This window comes from Sphingomonas flavalba, assembly GCF_047553045.1.
In the GTDB taxonomy this organism is placed as follows: domain Bacteria; phylum Pseudomonadota; class Alphaproteobacteria; order Sphingomonadales; family Sphingomonadaceae; genus Sphingomonas_L; species Sphingomonas_L flavalba_A.
In genome coordinates this window covers 1,022,611-1,034,608 of record NZ_CP180208.1, presented here as the reverse complement: position 1 = coordinate 1,034,608, position 11,998 = coordinate 1,022,611, and the positions used below count along the sequence as shown (strand labels likewise).

The window sequence follows — 11,998 nt, the reverse complement described above, 5'->3', positions numbered from 1 at the left end:
TCAGACCAGCTCGGCGAGCAGGTCGTCGATGTCGAGCCAGCAAAAGCCGACCATCGAATCGGCGATGCCGTAGGGCAGGAACAACCGCCGCCCCAGCGCCATCGCCCCGCAGGTATAGACGACATTGGGCACATACCCCTCGCGGTCGTCGTCGGCGGGTGACAGGATCGGCACCGCGCTGCGCCCCAGCACCTTGCGCGGGTCGTCCTTGGCCAGCAGCATCGCGCCGATCGCATATTTGCGGACCGGGCCGACGCCGTGGGTCAGCAGCAGCCAGCCTTCGTCCAGCTCGATCGGCGACCCGCAATTGCCGATCTGGACCAGTTCCCACGGGTGCAGCGGCCCGGCGAACCAGTCGCCACCGTCCCAGCGCAGCAGGTCGTCGGACTGGAGGAAGTACAGGCTTTCGCCGTCCTGCCGGCCGATCATCGCATAGCGCCCGTCAATCCGGCGCGGGAACAGCGCCATGCCCTTGTTGCGCGCCGCGTCGCCGTCCAGCGGACGCAACGACAACATGTTGAAATCGGCCGTGGTCAACAGTTCAGAAGCGATCGCCGTGCCGGAATAGGCGGTATAGGTGCCGTAATAGATCACCTGCCCGTCATCCTCGACAAAGCGGACCAGCCGCAGATCCTCCAGCCCGTTGCGCTGGGCGGCGGTCACCGGGAACAGCACCGTGCCCGACAAGGCGGTCCGGCGTTCCCGCATCAGCATCGCCACATCCTGCTCCACCTGCCCCTCCACCGCCATCGCAACCAGCGGCAGCGGCAGCAGTTCGAAATTGCCGTCGGCGTCGACAACGCCCTCGCGGAACTCGACAGAGGATATATGCCCCTCCCCCACCGCGCGCAGCGACAGCACGAATCGCATCGTCCCCTCCGCCAGCCCGGACTGGTTGGGGTGGGGCACGATGCTCGGGTTCATCAGCGCGGCGGCGGCATAGGAATATTCGTGACAGAAATAGGCACCGATCAGCGCCCGGCACGGCGCATGCAATGCCATCGGCATGTCCAGTTCCGCCGCCATCTGGCGGTATCGCCGCTCGAATATCTCGGTAATGTCGCGGTGCCGGTCGCCGAAATCCTGGTAGACCAGCCCCAGTTCGGCCAGGCAACTCCGCGCATCCATCGCCAGCACGCTGTCGACGATCCGCCGCGCCCGGCCGCGCTGCGACGGGTTCAGGCCGCGCGGCTCGACCGCGACGTGAAACGGGCGGATGACGACGCGGGCCGCGTCCGGCTGCAAACGCAGCGGCAGGTGCCGCAGTCTTGGCATCAGGCGACCCCCAGCCGCTCTCTTTCCTCATTGGCGTTGGCTGGCTCCGCCGGCCGCTCGACGTGGCGGAGGCCGTGCATCGCGCAGGTCGCGCGGACAAAGGCGATCACCGATTCCGCGCCCTGGTTCAGGTTGACGCCATCCGGGGTCAGCCCGTCGTGGCAATCGCCGTCCGGCGGGATCGCCACCGCCGCGCCGTGGTCGTTGGCGCCCAGGAACCAGGCATAAGCCCGCCGCGCCTCCATCACCCAATGCCAGGCGCCGCTGGCCGCGAACGCCGCGGTGCAGGCGTCGATCGTCGCCGAAGCCTCGATCGGCTGCTGGTCGAACGGCAACGGCATCGCCCGCTTGCGGCCGAAACCCTCCGACCCGACCGGGCGGAACACGCCGTCGCGCCCGGTCTGGACCCCGCACAGCCAGCGGAGCGCGCCCAGCCCCGCCTCGACATGGCCAGGCGTCCCCAGCGCCAGCCCGGCGCGGATCAGCGCCTCGGGCAGCCGGGCGTTGTCATAGCTCAGGCAGTCCTCGAACCACCGCCATTGCGCGCCTTCGCCCGGCAGCAGGCCCGCCAGCGCGTCGGCTTGCGCGCGGGCCAGCGAAAGCACGGCCGGATCGGCGCAGCCGCCGGCGATCATCGCGCTCAGGCCAAGCAGGGCAAAGGCCCGCGACCGCAGCGGCGTAAGCCGGGCGACGCGCGGCAGCGCGCGCTGCGCCTGCCATTTCGCCCACAGCTTTATGTCGGACGGCAACCGCGCCTCCGCCGCCGTCGCTACCGCCCAGAAGCCGCGGCAGATCGAATCCTCAGACCCTTCCGCCTCCAGCCAGCGCCGGTCGTAGCCCATGAAATTGCGGTAGGTGCCGGCACCGTCATCCCACGCATGATGGACGAAGGCCGCGTAGGTGCGCGCCAGCGTCGGCAGCCGCTCGTCCGGCCCCGGCAGCGCGCACAGGTCGGCAACCGCCATCAGCGCGCGGGCATTGTCATCCAGGCAATAGCCGTGGTTGCGGTCGGGCAGCGCGAAGATGCCATGCTGGGCGATGCCGCAATCGTCGGTCAGCCGCAGCAGCCCGCCCAGCGCCGGGCGGGGCAGTTCCGGCGCGGGCACGTGCCGCAGCTTGACCAGCGCGTCCCGCTTGCGCGCGACCATCCGGAAAATCCGCATGTAGCGCTGGGCAAAGCGGCTCCACAGCATCGTCCGCCCGGCGGCATAGGCGCGGCGGCCGATCGCGGCGCGCCGCGCGTCGTCGGACAGCAGCGTGATCGCCGCGTCGGCCAGCGCGTCGGCATCGCCCACCGGCACCAGCACGCCGCAACCGTCGCCGAGCAGCTCCTCCGCGTGCCAGTAGGGCGTCGATACCACCGGCTTGCCCAGCGCCACGGCGTAGCTGAGCGTGCCGGACGTGATCTGCGCGATGTTCAGGTACGGCGTCACATAGATGTCGGCGGCCGCCAGGTGGCGCAACAGCGCCGCGTCGTCGGCATAGCGGTTGATCAGCACCACCCGGTCGCCGACGCCCCGCGCCGCGGCCAGCGCGGCCAGCCGCTCACGATACGCCTCGCCCTCGCGGGCAACGAGGTGCGGGTGGGTCGCGCCCAGCACGACATAGGTGACGGCCGGGCGCGCGGCGGCGATGCGCGGCATCGCCTCGATCATCTGCTCGATGCCCTTGTTGGGCGACAGCAGGCCGAAGGTAAACAGCACCTCCCTGCCCTCCAGCCCGAACTCGGCCTTGAACGCATCGGGCGGGCTCAGCGGCATGTCGGGCACGCCGTGCGGCACGACCATGATCTTGTGGATCGGAATGTCGTAGACGTCGCGCAGGATCGCCAGCCCGCGCTCCGCCATCACCACCAGCCGGGCGGATCGGCGGGCCAGCGCCATCATCACCCGCCGCTGGTCCGGGTTCGGATCGGTCAGCACGGTATGAAGGGTGGTGACGACCGGCGCGTCCAGCCGGTCGAGCAGGTCGATCAGCCAGGCGCCGGCCGGACCGCCATAGATGCCGAATTCATGCTGGACGCAGACGACGTCCGGCCCGCGCGCGTTCAGCAACGTCGCGGCGCGGCGATAGGCATCGGGGTCGTCCTGGGCGATCGTCATGCCAACGGCGGCAGGAAAGGCATGGGCCGCACCCGGATCGACCATCGCCACCACATCCACCGCACAATCCGGGAATGCCGTGGTCAGCGCGGCGTATACCCCTTCGGTAAACGTCGCGATCCCGCACTGGCGCGGCGGGAAATTGCCGATGAGCGCGACACGCGCAATCGCGCGCTGCACGACCACAACCGGCTGGTCGTGGGTCCAATCCATCTTCATAGGGTCCGATCCCAGATCACAGACCCCCCGCAGGGGTAAGTGCCGGATCAGGCGGAAAGTTCCGCCGCCCGCTCAGTCCTGCGGCGGGGTGAAACGCTCCCAGCCGGCCGGGCCAAGCCGCTCGATCGGCTGGAACCGCGTCTTGTACCGCATCTGCCGCGCCCCGGCGACCCAGTAGCCAAGGTAGACATAGGGTAGCCCGGCGCGGCGGGCGCGAAAGATATGGTCCATGATGATCAGGTTGCCGAGGCCGGGGTAATCGGCGTCATCCGGCTCGAAGAAGCTGTAGACCATCGACAGCCCGTCAGCCTGGTAGTCGGTCAGGCAGGCGCCGACCAGCCGGCCCGGCTTCCCGTCCGCCCCCGGCGCGCGATACTCCATCACATAGGAATCGACCGGCGTCTGCTCGACCATGTCGGCGTAATCCGCCTCGTCCATCCCCGCCATGCCGCCACCGGGGTGGCGCGCGGTCAGGTAACGGCGAAGCAGGGCGAACTGCTCCTCGGTCGACCAGGGGCGGCAGGCGGTCACCTCAAGGTCGGCGTCGCGGCGCAGCAGTTTGCGCTGGGACGCATTCGGCCGGAATTCTTCGACGACGACCCTTACCGACACGCAGGCCTGGCAGTCGACGCAGCTCGGTCGATAGGCGACACCCTGGCTGCGACGGAAACCGATGCGGCTCAGTGCGTCGTTCATCTCGGCCGCGTGCGGGCCGCTCAGTTCGGTGAACACCTTGCGCTCGTTACGCCCCGGCAGATACGGGCACGGCGCCGGACTGGTTACGAAGAACCGTGGAAAGCGGAACGGTGCGGTCACCGGACGTATCGACCCCTGGGCAATGTGCTGCGCGCTCTATCTGGCTGCGCTATGCCTTATCACCCGTAAAGTTGAAAAGCCGGTTTACCATCAAAGACGGTTAAGAACCGGCGTCCGCCGCTCACGCCAGCTCGACCTGGCTCACCTCGTAACCGGCGGCGCCCAGCGCCGCCATCAACCGCCCCAGATGCGCCCGGTCGCGCGTCTCGCATTCGATGTCGGTGATCAGCCCCTTCGCCGGCAGGGTGGTGAACACCCGCTGGTGATAGATTTCGATGATGTTGACCTGCTGTTCGTCGAAGATGCGGGCGACGTGGAACAGCGCGCCGGGCCGGTCCTGCAACCGCACCCGCAGCCGCGCCAGCCGGCCGGACCGGGCAAGGTCACGCAACAGCACGTTGGCCAGCAGCCGGGTATCGATATTGCCGCCGCACAGCACGATGCCGATCTTGCGACCGGCAAAGCGGTCGGGATAGGCGAGCAGCGCCGCCAGCCCGGCGGCCCCGGCCCCCTCCACCACCGTCTTCTCGATCTGGAGCAGCAACGCCACCGCCTTTTCCAGATGGCGCTCGCCGACCAGCACGATGTCGTCGGCCAGTTGCTCGACAAAGCGCGATGTCAGCGCCCCCGGCTGCTTGACGGCAATCCCCTCGGCCAGCGTATCGCCCTCGCACGGCAGGTCGACCTGCTTCACCCGCGCGTACATCGACGGATAAAGCTCCGCCTGCACACCGATCAGGCTGATCGCGGGGTTCAGCCCGCGCGCCGCCGTGCCCATGCCGGAAAACAGGCCGCCGCCGCCGATCGGGATGATCAGCGTGTCGAGGTCCGGCGCATCCGCCATCATCTCCAGCGCCACGGTCCCCTGCCCGGCAATGATATGCGGGTGGTCGAACGGCGGCACGAAAGTCAGGCCGCGCTCCACCTCCAGCTCGCTGGCATGGGCGTTGGCCGCGTCGAATGTCTCGCCGTGAAGGATGACGGTCGCGCCATGCCCCTCGGTCTGGGTGACCTTCACCGTCGGAGTCGGCCGCGGCATGACGATGGTCACCGGAATGCCCAGCCGGCTGCCATGATAGGCAAGACCCTGCGCGTGGTTGCCGGCCGATGCGGCAATGACGCCCTGCGCGCGCCGCTCCACCGGCATCTGCAACAGTGTGTTGAGTGCGCCGCGTTCCTTGTAGGCGGCGGTAAACTGGTGGTTTTCGAACTTGACCCACACTTCGGCGCCGGTCAGCTGCGACAGGGTCTGGCTGCGCAATGTCGGGGTACGGACCACCGCGCCCATAATCCGCTCCGCCGCACCACGCACGTCGTCGATGGTCACGGGAAGGGTTTCGCGGGTTTCTAATGCAGTAGCCATGGCGCGCGCGTAGCGCATCTGGCGCTCCGGGGAAACACGGGTTAATCGCCTTTCATGACCGACATCGCATTCATCGGCCTTGGCGTCATGGGCGCGCCCATGGCCGGGCATCTGGCCGCCGCCGGCCATTCCGTCACCGTCTACAACCGCACGACCGAAAAAGCGGCGGCATGGATCGCCCGCTATGGCGGCCGTATGGCGCCGACCCCGGCGACGGCGGCGGAAGGGGCGGCGGCAGTCTTCACCTGCGTCGGCAATGACGACGATCTAGCCGCGGTGACGCTTGGGCCGGACGGCGCATTCGGCGCGATGCGGGCCGGCGCGCTGTTCGTCGATCATACCACCGTTTCCGCCGCCATCGCCCGGCGGCTGGCGACGGAAGGCGCGGCACGGGGCCTGCTCTGCGTCGACGCGCCGGTGTCCGGCGGGCAGGCCGGCGCCGAAAAGGGCGCACTGTCGGTGATGTGCGGCGGCAGCGACGCCGCGCTCGCCGCCGCCCGCCCGCTGATCGCCGCCTACGCCGCCCGGTTCGTCCATGTCGGCCCCGCCGGCGCCGGCCAGACCACGAAGATGGTCAACCAGATCGCCATCGCAGGGACAATCCAGGGGCTGGCAGAGGCCCTGCGCTTTGCGCAAGCGTCCAACCTCGCGCTCGACAAGGTGTTCGAGGCGGTTTCCGGGGGCGCCGCGTCAAGCTGGCAGATGGTCAACCGCTGGGGAACCATGGCCGAAGACCGCTTCGACTTCGGTTTCGCGATCGACTGGATGCGCAAGGACCTGGGCCTCGCGTTGGAAGAGGCACGGGCCAACGGCGCCGCCCTCCCCGTCGCCGCGCTGGTCGATCAGTTCTATGCGGAGGTACAGAAAATGGGCGGCGGGCGGCAGGATACCAGCGCCATCGTCCGGCGGCTCGACCAGTGAGGCGCAGCGCAAAAACGGGGGTGAAGGCGGCGCTGCTGCTGGCGCTGGCGACGCTTGCCGCCCCGGCGCTGGCCGACGGGCTGATCGACAATGTCGACGGCATGACGTTAACCGGCGACGGCAAGCTGATCCGCTTCAACGGCCTGCTCATCACCACCGACGGCAAGGTAGCAAAGCTGCTCAACCGTTATGATAAGCGGCCGGAAAAGCCTGATTTCCGCCTTGACGCCAAGGGCAAGGCGCTGATCCCCGGCCTGATCGACGCCCACGGCCATGTCATGGAGCTGGGGTTCAGCGCGCTGACGCTCGACCTGTCCGATACCCGCTCGCTCGACGAGGCGCAGGCCCGGATCGCCGCCTATGCCGCCGCCAACCCCGCCCGGCCATGGATTCTCGGCACCGGCTGGAATCAGGAGAAATGGGGTCTCGGCCGCTTCCCGACCGCTGCCGACATCGACGCGGTCGTCGCCGACAGGCCAGTCTGGCTCGCGCGGGTCGACGGCCATGCCGGCTGGGCGAACAGCGCGGCGATGAAAGCCGCCGGCATCACCGCCAAAACCGCGTCGCCCGCCGGCGGCCGCATTGAAAAGACCGGCGCCGCGCCCTCCGGCGTATTCGTCGACGCGGCGCGCGCGCTGATCGACAAGGTGGTCCCGCCGCCCAACCCGCGCGACCGCGATCTCGCGCTGGTCCGGGCGCAGGAGATTCTGCTCGGTTTCGGCGTCACCGGCATCGCCGACATGGGCACCACCCTCGACGACTGGATGACCTATCGCCGCGCCGGCGACGCCGGGCGGCTGAAAATCAGGATCATCTCCTACGCCCACGGCATCGACGCGATGCAGACCATCGCCGGGCCGGAACCGACACCATGGCTTTACGACGACCGGCTGCGGATGGTCGGGGTGAAGCTCTACTCGGACGGCGCGCTCGGTTCGCGCGGCGCCTGGCTGAAACAGCCCTATGCCGATGCCGCCAACGAACGCGGTCTCGGCTTCCTCGACGATGTGCGACTGCGCAACCTGATGAGCCGGGCGGCGATGGATCATTTCCAGGTCGCCGTTCACGCGATCGGTGACGCCGCCAACGCCCAGTTGCTCGACGCGATCGACGAACTGTCCGAAACCTACAAGGGCGACCGGCGCTGGCGGATCGAACATGCCCAGATCGCGGACCCCGCAGACATCGCCCGTTTCGGCCGCCACGGCATCATCGCGTCAATGCAGCCTGTCCACCAGACTTCCGACCGGCTGATGGCGGAAGCGCGGCTTGGCCCGGCACGGCTCTCCGGCGCTTATGCCTGGGCGTCTATCCGCAAAACCGGGGCGCACCTCGCCTTCGGATCGGACACGCCCGTGGAATCGGCCAACCCGTTCCCCGCGCTGGCAGTGGCGATCACCCGCGAGGACGCGAACGGAGAACCGATGGGCGGCTGGCAACCGCTGGAACGGGTCAGCCGCGAAACGGCGCTCGCCGGCTTCACCACCGAGGCCGCCTATGCCGGTTTCGCCGACGATCGCCTTGGCAGCCTGGAACCGGGCAAGCGCGCCGACTTCCTGCTGCTCGACGCCAATCCGCTCGACCTGCCGCCGGCGAAGCTGCGGGCGATGCGCGTCGACGAAACCTGGATCGGAGGACAGCGTGTCTTTGTCCGCAAATAGGCTGGCGGCACTTGCCGCCGTCCCGCTCGCCCTGCTCGCCGGCTGCGACAGCGAACCCAGGGACGCACCGGAGGCGCGGGCCGGCGCGGTCAAGACGATCGGCGGCAATGCCGTCGTCGAGATCGACTATGGCAACGCGGCCGAACCAACAGCGGCGCCAATGGCGTGGACGACGCGAATAGACGGCACCAGCGCCGCCGCGCTCTATGGCGCGTCCGACAAAGATATCGCGCTCGCCGTCCGCTGCGACGCGCGCGGCGGCACGCTCGTCATCCTGCGGCCGGGGCCGGGCAACGCCATTCGCATCGACAGCGGCGGCGGCGGACAGACCTATGCCGGGCGCAACGCCGACGGGCGGGCAGAAGCACGCATCCCGCTCGGCGATCCGCTGCTCGACCGGATCGCGGCGCCCGGTGCGCGCGTCACCGTCTCCGCCGGCGGCGACGCGGTCGAGGCGCCGGGCGGCCACGCGATCCGCCGGGTGCTCGACGCCTGCCGCGGGCCGCAGGCGCCCGTGCCAACCGGCGCGACCTTCGCCGGCAGCACCCCTTGCCCCGACTGCGAGGCGGTCGACGTCACCCTGACCTTCGCGGCAGAGCCGGGCCCCGGCCGCTACCGGCTGACCCAGGCCTATCGTGGCGGCGGCTCGTCGACGACGGACGGGCTGGCGACGGTGACCGACGCTACCGGGCGCGTTCTGCGCCTTCAACCCGACGCCGCCGACGCGCAGGTGCTCTACATCGAACAGATCGGCGCCGACGAATGGGCATTCCGAACCGGCGACAACAAGCCCAGCGAGCCGCTACGCGGCTACCCGCTGTCCCGCCAGCCATAGAGGGCCACCCCGCCCCCACCGGCCGGTGCCTCAGTCGGCGTCGGAATATTTGACCGCGCAGCCATAGGCGCGGGTTTCCGGAACGGAGACCGCCTTGCCGGCCTTCATTTCAGCCAGCGCCGCGAGCACATGGTTGCGGGCGGGGGCAATATCCGCCTTGTCGGTCGTCGGCTTGTCGTCGATCGCGCCCTGATAGACCAGCTTGCCGTCCGGATCGATGATGTACATGTGCGGCGTCGTTTTGGCGGCATAGGTCTTGCCGACCACGCCGTGGACGTCGAGCAGATACTCGTTCGGCTGCGCCTTCTCCTTGGCGACCAGCGCCTTCGCCTCGGCGCCGGTCATATGGCCCTGCTTGCCCGGCGCGCCCGAATTGATCGTCAGCCACACCGCCCCGTCGCGACGGGCTGCCGCCTGCGTTTTCTGCATGTTGCCGCTGTCATAATGCTTCTGCACGAACGGGCAGCCGGCGTTGTGCCATTCCAGCACCACCGTCTTGCCGCGATAGTTGGACAGTTGCACGACCTGCCCGTTGGCATTGGTCAGCTTGAAATCGCGCGCGGTTGCGCCCGTGGTCTGCTGCGCCGCCACCGGCGCCGCCATCATGATTGCGGCCACCGCCGCCAGGCTCATACCAATCCGCATAGTCCTCTCCTCCGCTGGGGACATGAAACCATAGCCTAACCGATCAACGCGGTCAGGCGTTCCGGCGTGAGCACCTGCGGCAGCACTTCCGGCGCCGCCGTGCCCGGCCGGTAGAACAGATAAAGCGGCACGCCGGATCGGCCATGCTGTGCCAGGAACCGGCTGATCGCCGGGTTGCCGTCGGTCCAGTCACCGACCAGCACCGCCACCTTGCCGTCGGCGAAGGCACGGCGCACCTCGTCCCGCTCGATCGCCGCCTTTTCGTTGACCTTGCAGGTCAGGCACCAGTCGGCGGTGAAATAGACGAACACGGGCCTCCCCTCGCCGGTCAGCGCCGCAAGCCGCGCCTCGCTGAACGGCTCAACGCCCTCAACCTGGGCGGTCTGCGCCGCCGCCGGCGCGTCGCGCGGCACCAAAACCGCGATCGCGACGCCGATCGCCAGCGCCGGCGCGAGCACCGGCCACACCGCCCTGCCCCGCGCCTGCCGCCGCCCGGCCGCCCACAGGCCCAGCCCGGCGACCAGTACCGCGAGCAGCCCGACGGTCATCGCGTTCACCCCAGCCTGCCGCCCCAATATCCACGCCAGGCCAAGCGCGGTCAGGAACATCGGCACCGCCAGTATGTGGCGGAACGTGCCCATCCACGCCCCCGGCTTCGGCAGCATCCGGCGCAGCGCCGGCACGAAGCCAAGCAGCAGAAACGGCAGTGCGAGGCCAAGGCCCAGTCCGGCGAAGATCGCCAGCGCCGCCGCCGTAGGCAGCACCAGCGCGGCGCCCAGCGCGGCGCCCATGAACGGCCCGGTGCACGGCGTCGCGATGAACGCGGCCAACGCCCCGGTCCAGAACGCCCCGGCGGTCCCGCCCTTCTCGGCCAACCCGCCGCCGACGCCGATTGTCCCCAGTTCGAACAGCCCGGCAAGGTTGAACGCGATCGCCGCGACCAGCAGCAGCAACAGGGTGATGACGCGGGGGTCCTGCAGCTGGAACGCCCAGCCGGCGGCAACCCCGCCGGCGCGCAGCCCCAGCAATATCCCGCCAAGCGCCAGACAGACGAGGATGACCCCGGCGGTGTAGGCCAGCCCCTCACGCTTCGCCGCGCCCTCGTCGACCCCGGCCTTGGCCAGCGACAGCGCCTTCAGGCTCAGGATCGGGAACACGCATGGCATGATGTTGAGCAGCAACCCGCCGAGCAGCGCGCCGCCCAGCGCGAGCAGAATCGTCGCCAGCCCGCCCGGCGCCGCCTGCGTCTCACCAATTGCCTCGCCCGCCGCCGGCACCGTCCCCGGCGTCGCCTCCAGCGCCAGTCCCTGCCCGTCGCCGATCGCCAGCACTCCGGCGATCCGGTCCGGATGGGTGGCACCCGGCGCGGCCTTCGCCTCGATGATCAGCATGTCGCCCGATCGCGTCACCGTCTGCGGCGCGGCGTAATCGATCGCGTCGGCGGTCAGCGGGTAAAAATAGGGCTTGTCGACCCCCGCCGCCGCCGGCAGCGGCACGGCGATCCGCACCCGGTCGCCGGCACGGGCAAAATACGCCTCGGCGCCCAGCGGGCGGGGCATTCTGGCGCGCCAGCCGTCGAACTGCGTCTGGCGCGCCGGATCGACCCGCCCGTCGCCAACGGTCAGGGTCAGCGCCAGCTCGGCGCTGGCCGGCACGCACACCTCGTTGGTGCATTCCAGCCAGTCGACCGCAACCTTGACCGGCAATCTGGTCCCCGCCGCCAGCCCGGCCGGAATGGTCAGGTCGACGAGTTGGGCATAATCCGCCTCGTAGACATACTGCATCAGCCCGGCGAGCAGCAGTTGCCCCGGCACGGGATAACGCAATTCTCCCGCCGTCACCCCGGCAGGCAGCGTCCAGTCCAGCTTGGTCTCAACCCCCGCATCGCCGGGGTTCTTCCAATAGCCGTGCCAGCCCGGCTCCGGCTTCATCGCCAGCGCCAGCGTCACCGTCCGTCCGGCGGCGGGCGTATCGCTCTCTGCGATCAGCGACGCGGCGATGTGCGGGCTGTCGGCCTGCGCGGGAAGCGCCGCCGGCATAAGCGCGAAAAGCAGGGCGAGCAGCATCGCCAACGGTCCGGGGGGGCAACCTGTCCGCATTGGACCGGCCTGTCGCGAATCCGCCGTCAGGTCAATCCCGCAAACCGGATGAAAGGCCGCAC

At 69.4% G+C, this 11,998-nt stretch carries 9 protein-coding genes; 3 read left to right on the top strand and 6 right to left on the bottom strand.

Annotated features, from left to right (window positions below; translation table 11 throughout):
* The 4 genes from ACMT1E_RS04775 to ACMT1E_RS04760 all read right to left on the bottom strand — a co-directional run bounded on the left by ACMT1E_RS04775 (position 1) and on the right by ACMT1E_RS04760 (position 5,775).
* A complete protein-coding gene (locus tag ACMT1E_RS04775; protein ID WP_414902548.1) occupies positions 1-1,275 on the bottom strand; it encodes a glycoside hydrolase family 130 protein in 1,275 nt (424 codons plus the stop codon).
* Positions 1,275-3,596, bottom strand: coding sequence for a glycosyltransferase family 4 protein (locus tag ACMT1E_RS04770; protein ID WP_414902547.1), 2,322 nt, complete (start codon positions 3,594-3,596; stop codon positions 1,275-1,277). Before ACMT1E_RS04770 ends, ACMT1E_RS04775 begins: the two co-directional genes overlap by 1 nt.
* Before the next feature lie 72 nt (positions 3,597-3,668).
* Entirely contained in the window at positions 3,669-4,412 is a 744-nt protein-coding gene (locus tag ACMT1E_RS04765; protein ID WP_414902546.1) for an arginyltransferase, read from the bottom strand.
* A 121-nt stretch (positions 4,413-4,533) separates the two neighbouring features.
* The gene (locus tag ACMT1E_RS04760) at positions 4,534-5,775 is read right to left on the bottom strand and encodes a threonine ammonia-lyase (RefSeq protein WP_414902545.1); all 1,242 of its coding nucleotides are present in this window, start codon (positions 5,773-5,775) and stop codon (positions 4,534-4,536) included.
* A 54-nt stretch (positions 5,776-5,829) separates the two neighbouring features.
* Between ACMT1E_RS04760 and ACMT1E_RS04755 the strand changes: the two genes are divergently transcribed.
* From ACMT1E_RS04755 to ACMT1E_RS04745, 3 genes are read left to right on the top strand one after another with little or no spacing between them, the layout of a single operon-like run.
* Positions 5,830-6,696: an NAD(P)-dependent oxidoreductase gene (locus ACMT1E_RS04755; protein WP_414902544.1), complete on the top strand. Its 867-nt coding sequence runs from the start codon at positions 5,830-5,832 to the stop codon at positions 6,694-6,696.
* Entirely contained in the window at positions 6,693-8,357 is a 1,665-nt protein-coding gene (locus ACMT1E_RS04750; protein ID WP_414902543.1) for an amidohydrolase, read from the top strand. Before ACMT1E_RS04755 ends, ACMT1E_RS04750 begins: the two co-directional genes overlap by 4 nt.
* Positions 8,338-9,192: a copper resistance protein NlpE N-terminal domain-containing protein gene (locus ACMT1E_RS04745; protein ID WP_414902542.1), complete on the top strand. Its 855-nt coding sequence runs from the start codon at positions 8,338-8,340 to the stop codon at positions 9,190-9,192. Before ACMT1E_RS04750 ends, ACMT1E_RS04745 begins: the two co-directional genes overlap by 20 nt.
* A 30-nt stretch (positions 9,193-9,222) precedes the next feature.
* On the opposite strand, the gene ACMT1E_RS04740 is transcribed toward ACMT1E_RS04745, so the two are convergent.
* Positions 9,223-9,837, bottom strand: coding sequence for a redoxin domain-containing protein (locus ACMT1E_RS04740; protein WP_414902541.1), 615 nt, complete (start codon positions 9,835-9,837; stop codon positions 9,223-9,225).
* Between the two features lie 35 nt (positions 9,838-9,872).
* Positions 9,873-11,903 carry a protein-disulfide reductase DsbD family protein gene (locus ACMT1E_RS04735; protein ID WP_414902540.1) on the bottom strand — a complete coding sequence of 677 codons (2,031 nt, stop codon included), beginning with the start codon at positions 11,901-11,903 and terminating at the stop codon, positions 9,873-9,875.
* Positions 11,904-11,998: the final 95 nt, after the last annotated feature.